At 66.9% G+C, this 19,987-nt stretch carries 19 protein-coding genes; 14 read left to right on the top strand and 5 right to left on the bottom strand.

Annotation, left to right across the window (positions count from 1 at the left end; all coding sequences use genetic code 11):
- Positions 1–295: 295 nt before the first annotated feature.
- Positions 296–2,107 (top strand): chromosomal replication initiator protein DnaA, encoded by a 1,812-nt coding sequence (gene dnaA / locus BLU38_RS14035; protein WP_331715078.1) that lies wholly within the window; start codon positions 296–298, stop codon positions 2,105–2,107.
- Positions 2,108–2,211: 104 nt separating this feature from the next.
- Here the strand turns inward: dnaA and BLU38_RS14030 are convergent, their stop codons facing one another.
- Positions 2,212–2,592: a VOC family protein gene (locus BLU38_RS14030; RefSeq protein WP_091525727.1), complete on the bottom strand. Its 381-nt coding sequence runs from the start codon at positions 2,590–2,592 to the stop codon at positions 2,212–2,214.
- 335 nt (positions 2,593–2,927) lie between these two features.
- Here BLU38_RS14030 and BLU38_RS14025 point away from each other — a divergent pair, with 335 nt between their 5' ends.
- From BLU38_RS14025 to BLU38_RS13990, 8 genes are all read left to right on the top strand, one after another.
- Positions 2,928–3,422 (top strand): rRNA adenine N-6-methyltransferase family protein, encoded by a 495-nt coding sequence (locus BLU38_RS14025; protein ID WP_407939704.1) that lies wholly within the window; start codon positions 2,928–2,930, stop codon positions 3,420–3,422.
- Between the two features lie 727 nt (positions 3,423–4,149).
- Entirely contained in the window at positions 4,150–4,791 is a 642-nt protein-coding gene (locus tag BLU38_RS14020) for an ABC transporter permease (RefSeq protein ID WP_091525723.1), read from the top strand.
- Positions 4,784–6,082, top strand: a complete 1,299-nt coding sequence (locus BLU38_RS14015; RefSeq protein ID WP_091525720.1) for an ABC transporter ATP-binding protein — start codon at positions 4,784–4,786, stop codon at positions 6,080–6,082. Before BLU38_RS14020 ends, BLU38_RS14015 begins: the two co-directional genes overlap by 8 nt.
- Positions 6,082–6,894 (top strand): ABC transporter permease, encoded by an 813-nt coding sequence (locus BLU38_RS14010; RefSeq protein WP_091525718.1) that lies wholly within the window; start codon positions 6,082–6,084, stop codon positions 6,892–6,894. The genes BLU38_RS14015 and BLU38_RS14010 overlap by 1 nt, the downstream gene beginning before the upstream one ends.
- 2 nt (positions 6,895–6,896) lie before the next feature.
- Positions 6,897–7,952 (top strand): glycine betaine ABC transporter substrate-binding protein, encoded by a 1,056-nt coding sequence (locus BLU38_RS14005; RefSeq protein ID WP_091525716.1) that lies wholly within the window; start codon positions 6,897–6,899, stop codon positions 7,950–7,952.
- A gap of 254 nt (positions 7,953–8,206) precedes the next feature.
- A complete protein-coding gene (gene dnaN, locus BLU38_RS14000; protein ID WP_091532434.1) occupies positions 8,207–9,367 on the top strand; it encodes a DNA polymerase III subunit beta in 1,161 nt (386 codons plus the stop codon).
- Between the two features lie 404 nt (positions 9,368–9,771).
- Positions 9,772–10,830 carry a phosphogluconate dehydrogenase (NAD(+)-dependent, decarboxylating) gene (gnd, locus tag BLU38_RS13995; protein WP_091525714.1) on the top strand — a complete coding sequence of 353 codons (1,059 nt, stop codon included), beginning with the start codon at positions 9,772–9,774 and terminating at the stop codon, positions 10,828–10,830.
- A 110-nt stretch (positions 10,831–10,940) separates the two neighbouring features.
- Positions 10,941–11,966, top strand: a complete 1,026-nt coding sequence (locus BLU38_RS13990) for an FG-GAP repeat domain-containing protein (RefSeq protein ID WP_157683452.1) — start codon at positions 10,941–10,943, stop codon at positions 11,964–11,966.
- 20 nt (positions 11,967–11,986) lie between these two features.
- On the opposite strand, the gene BLU38_RS13985 is transcribed toward BLU38_RS13990, so the two are convergent.
- Entirely contained in the window at positions 11,987–12,370 is a 384-nt protein-coding gene (locus tag BLU38_RS13985) for a type II toxin-antitoxin system PemK/MazF family toxin (protein WP_231920338.1), read from the bottom strand.
- Between the two features lie 124 nt (positions 12,371–12,494).
- Between BLU38_RS13985 and recF the strand changes: the two genes are divergently transcribed.
- A complete protein-coding gene (recF, locus tag BLU38_RS13980) occupies positions 12,495–13,760 on the top strand; it encodes a DNA replication/repair protein RecF (RefSeq protein ID WP_091525709.1) in 1,266 nt (421 codons plus the stop codon).
- Positions 13,757–14,314, top strand: coding sequence for a DUF721 domain-containing protein (locus BLU38_RS13975; RefSeq protein WP_091525707.1), 558 nt, complete (start codon positions 13,757–13,759; stop codon positions 14,312–14,314). Before recF ends, BLU38_RS13975 begins: the two co-directional genes overlap by 4 nt.
- Before the next feature lie 24 nt (positions 14,315–14,338).
- Here BLU38_RS13975 and BLU38_RS13970 read toward each other — a convergent pair whose 3' ends face one another.
- Both BLU38_RS13970 and BLU38_RS13965 read right to left on the bottom strand, forming a co-directional pair.
- Positions 14,339–14,794 carry a LapA family protein gene (locus BLU38_RS13970; RefSeq protein ID WP_091525705.1) on the bottom strand — a complete coding sequence of 152 codons (456 nt, stop codon included), beginning with the start codon at positions 14,792–14,794 and terminating at the stop codon, positions 14,339–14,341.
- A 179-nt stretch (positions 14,795–14,973) separates the two neighbouring features.
- Positions 14,974–16,086 carry a glycoside hydrolase family 172 protein gene (locus BLU38_RS13965; RefSeq protein WP_231920337.1) on the bottom strand — a complete coding sequence of 371 codons (1,113 nt, stop codon included), beginning with the start codon at positions 16,084–16,086 and terminating at the stop codon, positions 14,974–14,976.
- A gap of 264 nt (positions 16,087–16,350) precedes the next feature.
- Here BLU38_RS13965 and BLU38_RS13960 point away from each other — a divergent pair, with 264 nt between their 5' ends.
- The 3 genes from BLU38_RS13960 to BLU38_RS13950 are packed head-to-tail and all read left to right on the top strand — an operon-like array spanning position 16,351 to position 18,967.
- Positions 16,351–17,781, top strand: coding sequence for a hypothetical protein (locus BLU38_RS13960; protein WP_091525704.1), 1,431 nt, complete (start codon positions 16,351–16,353; stop codon positions 17,779–17,781).
- Positions 17,778–18,401: a hypothetical protein gene (locus tag BLU38_RS13955; RefSeq protein ID WP_091525702.1), complete on the top strand. Its 624-nt coding sequence runs from the start codon at positions 17,778–17,780 to the stop codon at positions 18,399–18,401. Before BLU38_RS13960 ends, BLU38_RS13955 begins: the two co-directional genes overlap by 4 nt.
- Positions 18,398–18,967: a hypothetical protein gene (locus BLU38_RS13950; RefSeq protein ID WP_091525700.1), complete on the top strand. Its 570-nt coding sequence runs from the start codon at positions 18,398–18,400 to the stop codon at positions 18,965–18,967. Before BLU38_RS13955 ends, BLU38_RS13950 begins: the two co-directional genes overlap by 4 nt.
- Before the next feature lie 40 nt (positions 18,968–19,007).
- On the opposite strand, the gene BLU38_RS13945 is transcribed toward BLU38_RS13950, so the two are convergent.
- Positions 19,008–19,706, bottom strand: a complete 699-nt coding sequence (locus BLU38_RS13945; protein WP_091525698.1) for a hypothetical protein — start codon at positions 19,704–19,706, stop codon at positions 19,008–19,010.
- Between the last annotated feature and the right edge of the window lie 281 nt (positions 19,707–19,987).

The raw sequence follows: 19,987 nt of genomic DNA, 5'->3' as shown, positions 1-19,987 counted from the left end.
CAGTGCCGGGGCCCTGGTCAAACCGGCTCCGGCGTCCCGACCTCCTCCCCTCAACGTGCCCGATTCAACATAGACACCTCGATGTCCAGGCGACACGCCGATTGACCCAGCAGATTCTCGGCGTTTGCTTGCCAGGTCGATCCCCTGGTTGCTAGGTTCACGCAACGCCGGTTGTCCGAAACGATCTCCCTCGGTCGGGCCGGTTCCCTGAAAACTCAGCCGATTCCGTCAGGTCTCGGCAGGCTGCCGTCTGCTCGTACACAGACTGTGGATATCGGTGTGGAATAACTAGAGTGTGCGCGTGCCCGACGATCGGCGGGCGCACCGTCCGGCCTCGAGCCAGCGCGGGAACAACGTCGCTTCCGTCGTCGCGAGGCACCATCAACAACTGGGAAGCTGTAGGCCAGATCGAGTGACCGAGGAGTCCCCACACCAGCCCGGTGCCGACAACCTTGCCGAACAGGTGACGTTGGCCTGGAACCGCGTCCGGACCGAATTGACTCCAGAACAACGGATCTGGCTCAACGACAGCAAGCCGCTGACCCTGCACGAGAACACCCTGATGGTGGCCGTGCCCAGCGAGTTCACCCGGCAACGCCTGGAGACCCGCTACCGGGACTCCATCGAAGCCGCTCTCGGGAGCCACTTCCAGCGACCGACGAAAGTCGCCGTGATCGTGGACAAGTCGCTGGTGCCCGACGATGCCGACGGTGCACCGGACCGGTCGCTGCCGGCGGCCGGCGACACCGTGCAGCGCGCCGGCCAGAACGGCGACCTGCGGTCCCATGACGGTCGGGATCCAGGCTACGACGAACCGACCTTCACCCAACGAGACTTCCAGGGCGGCGAGTACGGCCCGTCGACCGACGGCTCCGAGAACGGTATCCGGGACGGCAGTTACGCCACCGCGGAGTATTCGCCGTCCGGGTATCGCGAGCCACGCGGCTACGGTGCATCGGACCAGTTGCACGGACGCGCGGACTATCCCCCCGAGGGCCCGCTCAGCCCAACCCCGCTCAGTCCCACCCCACGGCCCGACACCGACGGCGCCGACCGGTCCCGTCGTGAGGACTCACGGCTGAATCCGAAGTATTCCTTCGAGACCTTCGTGATCGGCGGCTCCAACCGCTTCGCCCACGCCGCGGCCGTCGCGGTCGCCGAGTCGCCGGGCAAGGCGTACAACCCGCTGATGATCTACGGCGATTCGGGGCTGGGGAAGACCCACCTGCTGCACGCGCTCGGGCACTACGTCCGCAACTACTTCAGCCGGGCCCGGGTCCGGTACGTGTCCACCGAAGAGCTCACCAACGACTTCATCAGCGCGATCACCGACAACAAGACCCACCAGTTCCGCCGCAAGTATCGCGACGTCGAGGTGCTGCTTGTCGACGACATCCAGTTCCTGGAGGGCAAGGAACAGACCCAGGAAGAGTTCTTCCACACCTTCAACACGCTGCACAACGCGCAGAAGCAGATCGTGATGACCTCGGACCGGCCGCCCAAGCTGCTGGACTCCTTGGAGGCCCGACTACGCAGCCGCTTCGAGTGGGGTCTGATCACCGACATCCAGCCGCCCGACCTGGAGACCAGGATCGCGATCCTGCGCAAGAAGGCGGCCCAGGAACGACTGACCGCCGGACCGGACGTGCTGGAGTTCATCGCCTCCAAGATCCAGACCAACATCCGAGAGCTCGAAGGAGCCCTGATCCGGGTCACGGCCTTCGCCAGCCTGAACCGCCAACCGGTCGACATGTCGCTGGCCGAGGTCGTCCTGAAGGACCTGATCCCGGAGGGCGGCGAGGCACAGATCACCTCCGGCACGATCATGGGCCAGGTGTCGTCCTACTTCGGATTGACCATCGACGATCTGTGCGGCCAGAGCCGGACCCACGTGCTGGTCACCGCGAGACAGATCGCCATGTATCTGTGCCGGGAGTTGACCGACCTGTCGCTGCCCAAGATCGGTCAGCAGTTCGGCGGCCGCGACCACACCACCGTGATGCACGCCGAACGCAAGATCAGGACCCTGATGGCCGAACGGCGCAGCGTGTTCAACCAGGTCACCGAGTTGACCAACCGGATCAAGCAACAGTCCGCACGAGGCTGACCCCGGAATCGGTCGAGCCGGATTCGGTCGAGCCGGAATCGGTCGAGCCGGAATCGGTCGAGCCGGAATCAGTCGAGCCGGGGAATCGATCAGGCCGGGATCGATCACGGCCAGGTGGTGGCCAACCGGTCGAAGTCCTCGGCGGCGCTGTGTTGGGGGATCACACACAGCAGCTGACCGCCGGGCGCCCGCATCGTGTGGCAGCCCTGCCAGACGGCGATCTCGACCGCACCGAGTCCGGTCAGCCGCGCGACCTCGGCCGCGACGTCGTCGGTCTCGATGTCCAGGTGATAGCGCGGCTCGTCCTGCACCGACTGGATCGCGACGACCATCCCCGGAATGGCGCCCAGCAAACCGGTGAACTGTGGCTCTCCCGGCACCGGATGAGCGGCCACGCCGACGGCCGAGGACCAGAACGCCGCAGCGGGCTCGGCGTCCTCGGGGGCAACGTCGATGAGCAGCGTGGACAGCCGACTTCGGTGCATTCCGCCGAAGGTAGCAGCAGCCCGACCTTCTGTCCGCAGATTCGAGCGGTCCGCAGATTCGAGCCCGTACGCAGGATTCGAGCCCGTACGCAGGTACCAGCCGGTACGCAGCTTCCGGTCCGCAGCACCGTGCCTCTGGGGCCGAATATTCGGTGGCCGGCAGCGGCCGGCAGCGATTACCGTCGCCGCCATGGTCACGTACATGATCCAGGTGCGTCGTGCCCGGGGCACGACGTCGGCGATCGACAACGGTCGCCGACCACACCAGATCACGCCGGACCCGGTCGGCCGCGCCGCACACCGTAGGACCGGAGCGGTACTGGGGATGGCACCGGCTGCGGGCTGACTGGGCTGCCCGGCTGGTGACCGATGCCGGCTACGGACCGGACGATCTCGTCCTCGATCTGGGTGCTGGTGACGGCGCGTTGACAGCACCGTTGGCGGCCACCGGAGCTCGGGTGCTCGCCGTCGAGTTGCATCCGGAGCGGGTCCGTCGACTCCGTCGGCGGTTCGCCGAGCAGCCCCGGGTGACAGTGCTCGAACTCGACCTGCTCGATCTCCGGCTCCCGTCCCGGCCGTTCTCCGTCCTGGCCAACCCACCGTGGTCTCTGGCCAAGCCACTCATCGCCGCCCTCACCGCGCCCGGCACCCGGCTCGGTCGGGCCGATCTGGTCCTGCAACGGGGCCTGGTCGGCGACCTCGGGCGGAAGGGCACCGCGGGTACCGGAAGCCGGCGACGCTACCGGGCCGAATACCTGACATCGGTGCCGCGATGGGCCTTCAGTCCCGCGCCACCCGCGCCGGCGGCTGTGCTCCGGCTGCACCGCTGAGCGTGTCCCCGAACGTGCTGGACCGACGTCGATGGCCGACACGCCGGTCGGATCAGCAACCGACGTCGGAGGCTCGGCGTGTCCGGATCGGGACGCGGCCACGGTTTCCAGTTTCGGACGTGTTCGGGGACTTGCCAGATCACCCGAACAGCGCTACGCACAGCTGGGGAGAACGTTGTGGATAACTGTGGACGATCCGGCGCCGGGTTGTTGACGCCATCGGGACGAACGATCCGCACCGACCTGCGCGTCCCGAAATCCTCCCCGTGTAGTTCGACATCGTCCACAACGTCAACCGCATCGCCGATCCGGGTCTGACCTGGGGATATGCACGTTATCCCCAGCTTCCACAGAAGTTATGACTACTACGGATCTGCTAACAACTCCAAGAGCTTCGAAGTCTGGCGAAGCGCTCGATGTGGATAGTCACCGGCCGCCAACAGAACGGTCACGGTCTGGTAACGCCGAATAGGAATCCGCGGCGGACTGTGCTTCTGTAACAGGCACACAGCGCGTCGTCCTCGATACGCCGGCGACTCGCCGGGCCCCTCGACGTCGGTGCTCCGGAGATCGGGTTCTGCGGTGCATTCGGACGATCCGTGACAACAATCGTGAGGAGCCCGAACAGGCCGGCCGAACCGTCGACGAGCAGCACCAGCACGCACCCCAATGACATCCAGCGGCCGCACGGCCGACGACGAGCCAGGAAGGGCCGGGACCAAGCGCTATGTGGGAGTTCATCAAGAAGCAGCCCGAGCAGCTGCTGTACAACTCCTACCAACACGCGAGTCTGGTGATCCAGGCGGTGATCATCGCCACCGTGATCGCGCTGGTGTTGGCGATCGTCGTCCTGCGGGTGCCGCGCCTGGCCGGGGTTGCCAATGCCGTCAGTGCGATCGGCCTGACCATCCCGTCGTTCGCCCTACTGGGTCTGTTGATCCCGGCGATCGGCATCGGCTGGCAGCCGGCATTGATCGCCGTGGTCTTCTACGCCGTGCTGCCGATCCTGCGGAACGCCATCGTCGGACTGCGCGGCGTCGAACCCGCGCTGGTCGAATCGGCTCGCGGCATGGGCATGGGACCCGGACTGGTGCTGCTCCGGGTCGAACTGCCCTTGGCCTGGCCGGTGATCCTGGCCGGCATCCGGATCTCGATGCAGATGTCGTTCGGCATCGCCGCCATCGCGGCCTACGTGCTGGGTCCCGGACTCGGCACCTACATCTTCGGCGGGCTCAGCAACAACGGCGGTGCCGGCGCCACCGAATCAGCGCTGACCGGGACGATCGGTGTCGTGATCATGGCCCTGATCGTCGACGGCCTACTCGTCCTGCTAGCCCGTGCGACCACCTCCAGGGGGATCCGTGTCTGAGACCGTTGCCGAACGTCAGCAGTCGACCGGCGAGGTCGACAATCCAATCACCGGGATCGACATCGATCTGGTCGGTGTCACCAAGCGCTACCCGGGACAGAAGCGGGCCGCGGTCGAACCGATCGATCTGCACATCCCTGCCGGAGAGATCGCGATCTTCATCGGCCCGTCCGGCTGCGGCAAGACCACGTCGTTGAAGATGATCAACCGGCTGATCGAGCCCAGCGGCGGCAAGATCCTGCTCGGCGGCGAAGACTCCACCACGGTCAACGAGAACGAGCTGCGCCGCAAGATCGGCTACGTCATCCAGGGCGGCAGCCTGTTCCCGCACCTGACCGTGGCCGACAACATCGGGCTGGTCCCCGGGTTGCTGAAGTGGGACAAGAAGCGGATCTCCGACCGGGTCGACGAACTGCTGGAACTGGTCAGCCTCGACCCGAAGCGCTACCGCAATCGCTACCCCCGCGAGCTGTCCGGCGGGCAGCAGCAGCGGGTCGGTGTCGCACGTGGTCTGGCGGCCGACCCGCCGGTGATCTTGATGGACGAACCGTTCGGAGCCGTCGACCCGATCACCCGGCAGCGGTTGCAGGACGAGCTGATGAGCATCCAGGAGGAACTGCGCAAGACCATCGTCTGCGTCACCCACGACATCGACGAGGCGATCAAGCTCGGCGACCGGATCCTCATCCTGGCCGAGGGCGCACAGATCCAGCAGTACGACACCCCGGAGGCGATCCTGGCCGCGCCGGCCAACGATTTCGTCGCCGATTTCGTCGGCGCCGGTTCCTCGCTGAAGCAGCTCAGTCTCAGCCGGGTCAGTGACATCGAGCTGAGCCAGCCGACCACCGCGACGATCGGTGAGTCGGCGGCCGACGCGCTGTCCAGGGCGCAGACGAATCGGGACAAGGCGGTGATCGTGCTGGACAGCCGCCGTCGGCCGCGGGACTGGGTCTGGCTGCGGGAGCTGAAGAGCCAGGACCGGATCACCGATCCGGGGGACGACGAGATCAACACCGTCGACCGTCGGGCCACCCTGAACGATGCGTTGGACACGATGCTCGCCGACAGCCATGCCGGCGCGATCGTCACCGGCCGGCGGGACGAATACCTGGGTGTGATCAACTTCGAGAAGGTCACCGAGCACATGGTTGCGACCACCGCCCAGGTCCAGGCCGAGCAGGAGGAGTCCGGTCCGGACCAGCCGAACGGCACGCAACCAGGTCAAGATCAACCAGATCAAGATCAAACCGGGCAGGACCAACAAGGAGAACCGCAGGGGGCGGGAGCCTGATGGCTGTCGTCACCGAGACCGAGTCGAACGGACCGGCACCGACAGCCGCCGGACCGGGCGGCGCGGTGAGCACCCGGCCCAAGCGGGAACGTCCGCCGATCGGCCTGTTCGGGATCCCCATCTTCGTCGCGATCGTGATGGTCGGCTGGTTGATCTGGCGACTCAACGCCGACCTGGACAGCGTCGTGATGCGCACCATGAACTGGTCCTCGATGGGTGCCTTCCTCTGGCAGCACATCAAGCTGACCGTGGTCGGCACGGTGTTGGTGATGATCGTTGCGATCCCGCTCGGTGTCGCACTCACCCGCCCCGCCTTGCGGAAGTTCTCCGGCCCGGTCGTCGCCTTCGCCAACGGCGGCCAGGCTGCGCCGTCGATCGGCCTGCTGGTGCTGCTGGCGATGTGGCTGGGCTTCGGCTTCTGGACCGCGATCCTGGCCCTCGGGATCTACGCGATCCTGCCGGTACTGCAGAACACCATCACCGGACTGAACGGTGTCGACCGGAACCTGACCGAGGCCGGCCGTGGCATGGGGATGTCGGCGGCTGCCGTCCTGCTGCGGATCGAGATCCCGTTGGCGATCCCGGTGATCATGTCCGGTGTCCGGACCGCGCTGGTGCTGATGGTCGGCACCGCCAGTCTGGCGACCTTCATCAATGCCGGCGGACTCGGCATCTACATCACCACTGGTGTGAACCTGTTCCGCAATGAGTTGTTGATCACCGGCGCGATCCTGATCGCCGCGCTGGCGTTGATGATCGACTGGGTCGGCCGGGTGCTCGAATACGTCGTGCGGCCGAAGGGGATGCGCTGATCATGATCCTCGACAAACTGCGAACCAAGATCAACAAGACCGGGCTGACCAAGACCAAGATCAACAAGAACGGGTCGGACTCGGCGGTGCCGACCAAGGTGATCGCGGGTGGTCTCGCCGGTGTGCTGCTGGCCGGCCTCAGTGCGTGCGGCCTCGGTACCGCGAGCGGCATCGTCCCGTCCGGCGAACTGGCCGGCCCACTGCAGGGCAAGTCCCTGAAGGGCGCGACGCTGAATGTCGGCTCCAAGAACTTCACCGAGCAGCTGATCCTGGGCAAGATGACCGGCATCCTGATGAAGTCCGCCGGCGCGACCGTCAACGACTTCACCAACATTCCCGGCAGCGCCAGTGCCCGGCAGGCCGAGTTGGCCGGCAACGTCGACGTGATGTGGGAATACACCGGCACCGCTTGGGCGTCCTACTTCCAGGAGGACAAGCCGGTCCGTGACCCGCACAAGCAGTACGTCGTGGTGCGGGACCGAGATCTGAAGCAGAACAAGCTGGTCTGGCTGCCGCCGTCGCCGATGAACAACACCTATGGCTTCGCCGCGCCGAAGGCCAAGGCCGAGAAGCTCGGCGTCACCAGCTTGTCGGATCTGAAGAAGATTCCGGTCAAGGAACGGACCTTCTGCATCGAGAGCGAGTTCGCCAGCCGCAACGACGGATTCCAGCCGATGCTGAAGGCGTACGGGCTGAAGTACGGCTCCGACGTGCCGAAGAGCAACGTCAAGACCTTCGACACCGGCGCGATCTACTCCGCGACCGCGCAGGGTGAATGCAACTTCGGGGAGGTGTTCACCACCGACGGCCGGATCAAGGCACTGAACCTGAAGGTGATGACCGACGACAAACGGTTCTTCCCCAATTACAACGTCTGCTCGGTGTGGCGGCAGGAGATCCTGCAGAAGTACCCGCAGATCAAGGACATCATCGAGCCGGTGGCCGCCAAGCTCGACGACGAGACGTTGACCGACCTGAACGGCAAGGTCGACGTCGAGGGGCAGACGCCGGCAACCGTGGCCGAGGACTGGTTGCGGAAGGAAGGATTCATCCGCTGAGCCGGGCTCGGCTCCGGTGCGGCCTCGGCGACCCCTTCCTCTGATGTGCTGGCCCCTGATGTGCGGGGATCTGAAGTGCTGGGATCCGGTGCGCCGGAACAGATTTGCTTGACCCCTGGTAGGCGGCACCCGTAGGTTGCCTCGCCCGGGGATGTTTCGGGCAACAGTGACGGGAACGGCTGTCGGCGGTCGTCGGTATGATCGAGCGAGCCCGGCAGCGGACCTCTGGGCGCAGTGTGGGCAAAGGAGACAGAGTGAAGATCCGACTCGAGCGGGACGTGCTGGCCGAAGCAGTGCAGTGGGCGGCGCGCAGCCTGCCGACGCGGCCCAGCGTGCCGATCCTGGCCGGCCTGTTGGTCACCGCGACCGAGTCCGGTGTCACGCTGTCCAGCTTCGACTACGAGACGTCGGCCCAGATCAACGTCGCCGCCCAGGTCAGCGACGAGGGCCAGGCCCTGGTGTCCGGCCGGCTGCTGGCCGAGATCGCCCGGTCGCTGCCCAACAAGCCGGTCGATCTGGTGTCGGACGACTCGCGGATGGAGATCACCTGCGGCAGCGCGCGGTTCACCCTGCAGGCCTTGCCGGTAGCCGACTACCCGAGCCTGCCCGAGATGCCGGAGTCCACCGGCACCGTGGCCAGCGACGCCTTCGCCCAGGCCGTCAGCCAGGTGGTGGTCGCCGCCGGCCGGGACGAACTGCTCCCGGTCTTCACCGGCGTCCGGGTCGAGATCGAGGGCGACACCCTGTCCCTGCTGGCCACCGACCGGTATCGGATGGCGCTCAAGGAACTCAACTGGAATCCCGGATCGCCGCAGCTCTCGACCGCCGCGCTGGTGCCGGCCCGAGTGCTTGCCGACACCGCCCGCTCGATGTCGGCGGGGGAGGAGATCACCCTCAGTCTGTCCGCCGGTGCCGCCGGCGACGGCATCATCGGCTTCGAGGGCACCGGGCCCGGTGGCAAGCGGCAGACCACGACCCGACTGCTGGACGGCGAGTTCCCCAAGGTCCGGCACATCATGAACACCCAGTCCGCGCTCAATGTCGCGGTCAACACCGCCGAGCTGATCTCGGCGGCCAAGCGCGTCGCGCTGGTCGCCGAACGCAACACCTCGGTGCGGATGCTGATCGGCGACGGCTCGATCACCCTGGAGGCCGCGACCGGTGACCAGGCCCAGGCCTCCGAGGCCATCGAGGCGACCGTGGAGTCGGTCGGCGGCGGCGATCCGGCACTGGACGCGGCCGGCTTCAACCCAACCTACCTGCAGGACGCGCTCGGCGTCTTCGATACGCCGTACGTCAACTTCGCCTTCACCGCACCCGGCAAGCCGTGTCTGCTGACCGGGCTGGCCGAAATCGACGGTGAACCGGTCGGCGACTACCGGCACGTCATCATGCTGATGCGCCTTCCCTCCTGACGCCAGAATCCCTGAGCCTGTCGAAGGGCACTCCGGTTGTTACTGCGTGAGTTGGGTTTGAGGGTTGCGTTCGTCGTTCGTCGTTCGCCGGTGGGCGACGGTTCTCGCCCTCGCCCTCTTCCTGCGCCTGACGGGTAGCTGATCCGGGGGCTGACGGGTGATCGGCATCGGCTTCGCGCAGGAAGAGGGCAAACGCCCGACCCACCGCGAACCGTCGCCCACCGGCGAACGACTCGTGCACCGGTTGAGGAAATCGCCGGTCACCTTTGCGGCCTCGGTCCCTGAGCTTGTCCAAGGGCACGATTGCGGCTTCGGTCCCTGAGGCTGTCGTCGGACCGCGTCTGCTGTCGACACGGCGGGTTTGTAATGTGTCAGCAGGACCGCGCCAGATAGGGGAACGACAGATGCAGCTCGGCATGATCGGTTTGGGACGGATGGGCGCCAACATCGTCCGTCGACTGATGCGCGACGGCCACGAGTGTGTGGTGTTCGACTCCAACACCGAGGCGGTGGACGGGCTGGCCAAGGAGGGCGCGACCGGAGCCACCTCGCTGGAGGACTTCGTCGGCAAACTCACCGGACCCAAGGTCGTCTGGGTGATGATCCCGGCGTCGATCACCGGCAAGGTCGTTGACGAGGTCGCCGCCCTGCTGGGCAAGGACGACATCATCATCGACGGCGGCAACTCCAACTACCACGACGACGTCCGGCGCGCGAAAGCGCTCACCGAACGCGGCATCCACTACGTCGACGTCGGCACCAGCGGCGGCGTGTTCGGTCTGGAACGCGGCTACTGCCTGATGGTCGGCGGCACCGACTATGCCTTCGACACCATCGAGCCGCTGCTGAAGACGATCGCACCCGGACCCGGTGAGATCGACCGCACCCCGGGCCGCAGCGGCGAGCTGGCACCCGAGGAGCAGGGCTACCTGCATTGCGGCCCGTCCGGCGCCGGACACTTCGTCAAGATGGTCCACAACGGTATCGAGTACGGCATCATGGCCGCCTTTGCCGAAGGCCTGAACATCCTGGACAACGCCGACGCCGGCCTGCAGGAGACCGAGCACTCCGCCGAGATCGCTCCGCTGGAAGAACCGGAGTACTACCAATTCACCATCGACACCCCGAAGGTCGCCGAGCTGTGGCGCCGGGGTTCGGTGATCTCCTCCTGGCTGCTGGACCTGTCCGCGGCCGCGCTGCAGGAAAATCCTGAGCTCTCCGGACTCGCCGGTCGGGTCTCGGACTCCGGTGAGGGCCGGTGGACGGTCAAGGCCGCGGTCGACGTCGGCGTCCCCGCGCCGGTGCTCTCGGCCGCGCTCTTCGAACGGTTCGCCTCGCGCGACAACGACCGTTTCGCCAACCAGGTGCTGTCGGCGATGCGTCAGCAGTTCGGCGGTCACCGCGAGCTGCCCGCCGGCGACTCCCTGGAAGCCGGCGGGGCGAAGCGCGACAACGCCGAATAGATGGCTGGCGAGTTTGGGTTCCTCGACAGGGTCGGGACCCAAGATCCCTGAGCCTGTCGAAGGGCCGTCAGTTGCCTGGCGCTACCGTTCCCTCGGACGAGGGGTCGATCATGAGAAGACTCAGAACATCGGCTGCTGCCGCGCTGGTCGGGGCACTTGTGGTTACGGCCGGAATTGCTGCACCGGCACAAGCCGAGGTTGTCACCGAGAAGATCACCTGGGGGCAGCGAGGCGATGTGCCGGTAGCTGCCGACTACACCGGTGACGGAGTCACCGACCTCGCGGTCTATCGGCGATCGACCGATCAGTGGTATATCCGAGGGGTCGAAGGATCGACGCACTTGGGCATCTTGCGCGACGACAATCCCGTTCCGGCCGATTACGACGGCGACGGCAAGGCCGACGTCGCCATCGCCCGCGAGGCCGACGGCAAGCTGCAGTGGTACATCATCTACAGCAGCACCGGACGCAAGGTACGGATCGACTACGGACTTTCACACTGGGAGAAGGAAGACAGCGACGGGCAGACCGAATTCCGACGATGGACGCGGGACGACGTTCCGGTTCCTGGTGATTACAACGGTGACGGGCGAGACGAACCAGCCTTCGTGCGGATACGCGCCGAACATGCCTCCCTCGACATCTACAGCGCCACCGACGAACACCTGACCTGGTTCAGCAGCAGCACGGACGGCCACACTGCCTGGGGAGTCAGCTACCAACGCACCCAGCCGGAGAGCGGCAGGAGTTGGGTCGACACCCCAGCGCCCGCGGACTACAACGGCGACGGCAAGACCGACATCGCGATCTGGCGGGACTGCTCGATGGATGGAAAGGTCGACAGCTCGCCGAGGTGCAGCAACGACAAGTGGCTCTGGAAGATCAAGGACCAGCCGGGCATCGTCTTCGCCGGCGGTGATCAATTGGTCCCCGCCGACTACGCAGGTGTTCGGAAGGACGTGCCGGCCGCCTTCCGGCAGTGGGCACGCCAATGGCTTGTGCTGGATCGGGATCCAGTGACGATCGGCGCCGACGGCTATCTCGCACAGCCCGGCAACTACCGTGGCGACGACCGCATCGACATGGCGGTCTTCCGAAAGGCCACGGCTGAATGGACGCTCCGCTGGGAGGAGTGAACCGGCCGCCCGGCGCGGGGTCAGGCGTACGGAGCGCGGGCGGCGATCACCGCTGCGTAGATGTCGGGATCGAGGGCGGCCCCCTCGCGACGGACGTCGGCACTGCGCAGCGTGACCAGACGATTCAGCCGGACCTCACTGGGGCGATGGTCGGCGTCCCAGTCGCCGGTGCCGATGTCCATCCAGAAGCGCCCTGCCTCGGCTTTCTGGGCGGCGTCGCGATCATGGTCCTTGCTGGTCAGCACCAGACAGTCGACCACCGGCGTACCGTCCTCGGCCCGAACGGCGATCACCAAAACCGGCCGGTCCTTGCCCTGGGACGGATCCTCCTGGTACGGGACCCACGCCCAGCACACCTCGCCAGGATCGGGCCGATCGTTCTCCTCAGGTCGATACTCAGCCACCGCCTCGCACCCCACCCCTCAGTCGTTTCCGCGCGGTTTCGTGGTTCCAGCGCAGGATAGAGCCTGCGCGAGAACGGCGAACCTGCGCGGGAAGGGATCGGGCCGACGCGGTTAGGGTGGTCAGGTGTACGTCGATCATCTGCAGCTGACCGATTTTCGGTCCTACGCCGGAATCGACGTCCCGCTCGGCCCCGGCGTGACGACCTTCGTCGGCGCCAACGGCCAGGGCAAGACCAATCTCGTCGAAGGTGTCGAATACCTGTCCTCGATGTCGTCGCACCGGGTCGCCTCGGAGACGCCGTTGGTCCGGGCCGGTGCCGAGCTGGCGCTGCTGAAGGCCCGGGTGCAGGCCGGCCTGGACGACAACCGCAGTCTGCAGCTGGAGATCGCGATCACCCCCGGCAAGGCCAACAAGGCCAAGCTGAACCGGTCGCCGCTGCCGCGGGCCCGCGAGCTGATCGGACTGCTCCGGACGGTGGTCTTCTCACCCGAGGACTTGGCCGTGGTCAAGGGCGACCCGAGCGAACGGCGCCGCTTCATCGACACCCTGGTGATCTCCCGTTGGCCGCGGCTGGCCGGCGTCAAGGCCGACTACGACCGGGTGTTGAAGCAACGCAACACGCTGCTCAAGTCGCTCAGCGGCCGATCGTACGGTGGTCGTCGCGGCGACGTGCTGGCCGAGGCCGGATCGACCCTGGACGTCTGGGACTCCCATCTCGCCCAGGCGGGCGGCGCCCTGCTGCGGGCCCGACTGCGGACGCTGGCCGAGCTGGAACCCCTTGTCAGCAAGGCCTATGCCGAGATCGCGCCGACCAACAACGTGGTTGCCGCGGAGTACAAGACCTCGACCGTCATCCCGACGGTCGACGACCCGGCCGCCTCCGAGGACGCCGTCACGACCGAGGACTCGACCCCGTCGACCGAGCAACTGGCCGGCGCCCTGACCGAACGGATGGCCGAGCGTCGCCCCGACGAGATCCAACGCGGGATCAGCCTGGTCGGCCCGCATCGTGACGACATCGTGCTGTCCATCGGTGAGCTGCCGGCGCGCGGCTACGCCAGCCACGGCGAGTCCTGGTCGCTGGCGCTGGCGCTGCGGCTGGGCAGCTTCGCGCTGTTGCGGGCCGACGGCGTCGAGCCGGTCCTGGTGCTGGACGACGTGTTCGCCGAACTGGACGCCACCCGACGGGACCGGCTGGCCGGCCAGATCCTGGACGCCGAACAGGTCCTGATCACCGCAGCCGTCGCCGACGACGTCCCCGCCCAACTCGCCGGCCGCCGCTACCGGGTCGCCGACGGCACTGTCACCCCCGATGAAGCAGAGTCGGGCGAAGTGGAGCTGGGCGAAGCAGAGTCGGGCGAAGCGGAGTCGGGGAAGGATTCGCCGTGAGCGGGGTCGAGGAATCCGACCGACCGCAGCCCGACGGAGCGCCCGTCGATCCGGACCAGCAGGAGCAGCACGATCCGACCGGTCTCGGGCTCGCCCGGGCGATCGCCGGTTCGGTGGCGGGCAGCAAGTATCGCCGTCGCCGGGCCCGCAAGCAGCGACCGTTCGACCCGCAGTCGGCTGGTGCGCATCCGGATGATCGTGACCCGCAGTTACTCGGCGCCGCGATGGATCGGCTGGTCGAGTCGCAGGGTTGGTCGAAGGAGATCAGTGTCCGGCTGTTGCTCGGCAGATGGCCGGCCCTGGTCGGTCCGGTCAACGCCGCGCACAGCACGCCGGTCGGTTACCAGGACACCATCCTGACGGTCCGGACGGACTCGACCGCCTGGGCCACCTCGCTGCGGACGATGGCGCCGCAACTGGTCGCCAAACTCAACGAAGCCCTCGGTGACGGCACCGTCACCCGGGTGGAGATCCGCGGCCCGGAGGCCCCGTCCTGGAAGAAGGGCCGCCGATCCGTACGGGATGGCCGCGGCCCCCGCGACACCTACGGCTGAAGCACCCTCGGGGTTTGCTTCGGGTCAGCGGAGGGATTTGCGGTCGCGGCGGGCCAGCAGACGCAGCTGCAGCATCCGGGCGACGCCGAGCACGATCACCAGCAGCGCGCCGCCGGCCGCGGCGAACAGCAACAGCACGCCCAGCGGCATCGTCCCGCGGGCACCGAAGTAGGTGACGGTGACCGGGTCCAGGTTCTGCAGGATGAAGATCAACAACAGCACCAGGACCACCACGCCGACCGCGACGGCCGCCCAGGCCGCTCCGATCCGGGTCTGCCGATTGGCCGCGGCTGTTGTGCCACCGCCCTTCCGGCCGGTGGGCGTCCGGCCGCGTTCGGTCGGGTCGACAACGTCACCGGTCTGATCCCGCGGAACCAGATCGGTCGAGGATTCGGAGTCCTCGGCGTCCCGGGTGTTGGACTTCCGCAGCCGGCCGCCGGTCTCTGAACCGGGTTCGCGGGTGGGATCGCTGCTGGTCATGATCCTCCGATCAGAGTGCTGAGCCGGCGTCCTTCGCCGCTCGGAACGCTACCGGTTCAGGACCCCGATGATCGTGTACGGCACGTACGGCGAGGTCGGTCCGGCCGCGGCCGCCGCCCAGACATGGCCGAGCGGCTGCCGGATCCGAGACCGTCGGTCCTCGCCGCGGCGGGCAGCCGTTACGGACTGGTTGCGGGGCCGGCGTCGCCGTGGTCGCCGAGTTCCATCGTGTCGTAGGTCGGCGCCTCCGGTCGCGCGGCAGTCGGCCGATCGAGGTAGAACAGCGCAGTCGAGGCGATGTCGTCGGTGAGCGGCAGGTAGCGGCCGCCGCCGTGCCAGCCGAGGGCTTGGATCTCGACGTCGATCCCGGTCCGGAAGTGGATCGGGTCGGCGATGTGCCAGCGGTACATCCCGAACCGCTGCTGGGAGTCGTACAGTCCATCCGGCCGGATCACCTGCGGCATCCCCAGATACGGGGTGGAGAATTCGGTGTAGCCCTGTCCGGGGACGTCGAAGTTCCAGGCGCCACCGAAGTAGTCCTCGGTGCCGGTGCCGCAGATCGTCGGGTAGTCGTCATCGTCGTCGAGGTAGAACTTGATCTCGCCCTCGCCCCACCAGCCGGTGCTGTTCACACCCCAGGCCAGGTAGCTGCCGACATAGTGTCCGGCCCCTTCGACACCGACCAGGATCGGGTGATTCTCCTTGGCAGGAAGGGGATTGCTGCGCCGCCACTGGGCGTGCAGATAGCCCAGGCCGGAGTAGTCGCCGCCGGTCTCGTAGGTGATCTGGTAGTAGACGATCGCCTCGGCCGCCGAGGTGTTCTCGATCGTCCAGCGCGCCCCGGAGGCGAACGGCATCGGCCAGTAGGAGTTGAAGCCGCCGTTCGGATTGGCCGCGATCGGCTGGCTGTTGACCTGCGCGAAACGACCCCAGCCGGAAGCGAAGAAGTCGCCGTACGGGACCTCGATCGCGGGCTCGTCGCTGCCGTCCCAGTAGGCCCGCAGCACCAGCGTGCGCCAGTTGTTCTTGTGGGTGGTGATCCAGAAATGGGTGATCTTGCCGGGCCCGTCGATCGCGGCCAGTTCGAAGGTCTCACCGGCCGGCACCGCGACACTCGGCGACACCTTCCAACCCTGACCCAGGTCGCGGGCCGCGCGGGCGCCGGTCCCCTCGGTCGCGCGACCACCGCCGCCGGCCGAGCCATCGAAATTCTCCGGGCTGATCGAACGGGTCTGCACGCCGCTCAGCGTCGCCAGCTGGGCCAGACCGGGATGAAGATTGATATCGGACACGGAGAACGCACACCTCGGGCTAGTCGTCGGAACGGTCGGTTCGGATGCGGCCCGCTCCCGCCGCGATCGATTCCCCGACGCGACCACGAGCCGACGGCACAGAATCTACCGGTCCCGCGCCGTCAGGAGCCACCGCCGCTCCGCATCGTGATATCGATTTCAGGCACTCCGGACCCCCACTTGTCACGAGGTCGCCGTGCTTCGACCGAACGACGCTCTGACAACTTCGGGAGATGCCCGGTCGGGCCGTTATGATCGCCCGCGATGACCCCGCTGGCGATGGTGTGGACCGACATCCGGATCCTGGTGCTGGACACCACACGGATCTGGTGGCGAATGCTGCCCAAGATCGTGGCGATCTTCCTGTTCGGCTGGCTCGGCTACCAGCTCGCGTTGAAGCTCGCGATCCCGGCCGGACACATCAATCCCTGGTTGGGATTGTTGATCTTCGCCTTCTCGTTCGTCAGCAAGCTGGCCGCGGTGGTGCTGATCCTGCGACTGGTCGGCAACGCGCTCGGGGTCCGCCGACTGATCCCACGGCAGGAGCTCGAGGAGGACGACCGGGACACCAGCGTCACCGGCCTGCTGGCGATGACCCTGCTGCCGTTCCTCGGCATCTACACCGCCTACGGGTTGGTCACCAAGGCCAGTGACCAGATGATCATCGAGGACTGGTTCCGGTCCGGTGGCGCGTTCGCCGAGGACACCATCATCGGGGGACTGCGCCTCAATGGTGACGACGTGCCGGTCAGCCGCTACATCGTCGTGCTGTCGATCATCGTCGGCGCCTACCTCGTACGGCGTCTCGTCGACGCACTCCAGGAACGCACCGGCTGGCGACCGTTGGGCATCGTCGGCACCTTCATCGAGTCGTTCTTCGTGTTGGTCACCATCACCGCCGGCGTCGACATCATGTCCCAGATCAAGTTCTGGGTCGCCGATCGGGCGATCTTCGGATGGTTGGAGACCTTCAAGAACGTCGTCGCCGACGCGGTCGCCGCACTGGGCATCAACCTGCCCGCGGTGCTGTCGGCGGTCTGGTCGTTCATCACCGAGCACGCCTGGCCGGTGATCACCTCGGGGCTGGCCGAACCGATCTTCTGGCTGGCCATCGCGGCCCTGATCTACGGATCCAGTGTGATCTCGATCGGCGAGCTGTGGCGAGCCGGCAAGCCGCTCGCCTCCCGGGTCCGGGTTGCTCGACGGGTCCTCGAACGTGCCGCCAGACAGACCGAGGAGGACCGCGCGGCGCGGGCCGGTAAGGCAGTGATGTCGCAGGTCAAGGAAGCCTTCCTCGGCGACATCGACGACAAGTACCTGCCGACCCTGCACTCGTTGCGGCTGATCCTGCGGGCCGGCTTCAGCTTCCTGGGCGCCTACGTCGTGGTGTACGGCGCGCAGAAGATCGCCACCTCGGCGTTCGACTGGTTGTTGGCCAACACCATCGGCGGACATCAGTTCACCTTCTGGCTGGTCTGGCTGCCGAGCTACAACCTGGTGATCGATCTGATCTTCGAACCGTGGCGGCTCTGCCTGCTCGCCGCCGCGCTGCGTCGCTGCTTGATCATCTTCCGGACCCGCGCCGAGGTCCGCGGCACGCTCGACGCCGATCAGCACAACTCTGCTGAGCAGGTCGCCGCCGAGGAACTGATCGAACCAGCCTCCGGCCGGCAAGCCGTGGGAGCGGTCGGATGAGCGGGCAGCAGGCTGGGCAGCCGCAGCCGGCATCCCATGCCCGTCGTGATCGGGTGATCGCGATCCTGCTGGCGGTGGTCTGCATCGTTGTCACCGGGATCGCGGTGGAGCTCAGCGACACCCTCGGCGACCTCAAGGCACGGCGTACGGTCCGGGTGGGTGAGTCGGCATCGTTGAACGGCGGCACCGTCACGGTCACCAAGGTCGAGGCCGGCACCGAGCTCAGCGACGGTGGCACGTACGAAGAGAAGATCATCAAGACACCGGGCATGTTCCTGGCGATCACGATCAGCTATCGGGTGCCGGGTGAGGAGGCCACCGTCGGCGGCCTCGGCGGCCTCGCGCTGGAGGCGTCCGGGCTGACCTACAAGCCGTTCGGTAACTCGATCCTGAAGGTGCGGGCCGGCTACGAAGGCACCGGGACACTGCTGTACCAGGTTGATCCGAAGCAGCTGGACGACGCCGTTCTGACCCTTGATCACGACGAGATGTTCTACGTCACCCCGCAGCAGGTCCGGGTCGATCTGGGCATCGATGACAGCAATGCGGCGCAGTGGTACCGCTCGGCCAAGGGTCGCGTGCTGAGGCCGGATGATCAGAGCGAAAGACCGATCCGATGAACGACGCGACGCAACCCCGCGAGCGCTCCTTCCGGGAGGGCTCCCTGTCCGAACGTTCCCGTTCCTGGGTGGTGGCCGGGATGGCGTTCTGCCTGGTGATCATCTTCCTCGCGGTCTGGGTCACCTATGCCGGTGCGCACACCTACGAGCGCTTCGAACAGCTCCCGCCCGGAGCGTCGTCGACCATCGACGACACCACCTACCGGGTGGTCGCACTGCGACAGACCGAGACCGTGACCGATGGGGAGGAGACGCATCCGGCGGCGGCCGGAGCGATCTGGGTGGTCGCGGAGGTGGAGGTCACGATCCCGCGCAAGATGGAGACCGTGCCGTGCTCGCTCCTGCTGGTGTCGGACGACCGCCGCGCCTGGGAGCCGCAGACCTCCTTCTACAACCGGAAGTTGCCGCAGTACTGCGGCGACTACGACCACCCGATCACTCCGAAGAAGCCGTGGCGGCTGGAGCAGGTGTTCGAGGTCCCGGCCCGGTTCAAGGACAGGATCTACGGCCTGGCCACTCCCGATCCGGCCTCGTCGGCACCGACCAAGGTGCTGCGGCCGGCCTGATCCTCGGCTCGCGCACGGTGTCGGCGCCGCCAACGGTCGATCAGTAGTCGTCGTCGGCCGGAAGGACGGTGACCGGCAGCCGGACGCGGAAGCTGCCGTTGTTGCTCGGTCCCCAGGTCTTCTCATCACTGGTGGTCGTGACGGAGTGGTTGCTGTAATCGATTCCGCGCATCGCGACGATGATCGACTTGTGTTCGGGCCGGAACGTGTCGGCGAACTCGAAGTCGACGGTGATCGGCATCGCCGGCAGCCCCGGTGTCAGGTCGTCGGGGGTGTCGGACGGGGCGTCGTCGCCGTAATCGATCGAGACCAGTTCGCCTTCCTTGATGGAGCTCTGGTGATCGTTGGTGGCCAGGAACCATCGGCCGTCGGGCCGCGCCGTCTCGGTCCAGATGTTCTTGGCCGTGCCGTGCACGACGAGCTCCTGGATGTACGGGTCGTCGCCGTAGCCCTTCTTGCGTTGGACGGTCGCCCGATCAAGGGTCAGGACGTAGGCGCCATTGGTGAAATGCTGACCCGGCTGCAGCACCGTGGCGCGATCCTGCCGGGTCCTGAATCCGCCGAGCGCCCAGATCGCCACCAGCACCAGAACGATCACCAAGATCGGGATCCCGCGGGTCATCCATTTCGAATGCCGCGGACCCGGATCGGCCGGGAAGTCGTGCACCAGCTGCGGGGCCGCCCAGTCCTGCGGCGGGGTCTCGTCGATCCACACCCGCCCGCGTTCGGTCCCATCCACGGCACGCAGTCTAGAGGTCGAGCGGGGCGAACCATCGATCCGCTGCAGGCCGGACGGGGCCCAGTCGGAGCCGGGCGGGCGCGGCCGGAGAAGGCGCACGAACTCGAGATCGAGCCGGTCGCGATCTGAGGGTGCGTTCCGGCCGGGTCGACCTCTTCGTCCAGGGGTGACCCGTCAATTCCTCCGCGACACACCGCGAAACTGCGGGAGAAACTGACGGGTCGGCGGGTTGGGGCGGACGCGGTGTCAGCCGTAGTGATCAGCTGGTTGACAGCGTCGTG

The sequence above is a fragment of the Microlunatus soli genome (assembly GCF_900105385.1).
Classification (GTDB): domain Bacteria; phylum Actinomycetota; class Actinomycetes; order Propionibacteriales; family Propionibacteriaceae; genus Microlunatus; species Microlunatus soli.
Note: the sequence above shows the minus strand (reverse complement) of the source record. Positions and strands in the feature narration are given on the sequence as shown.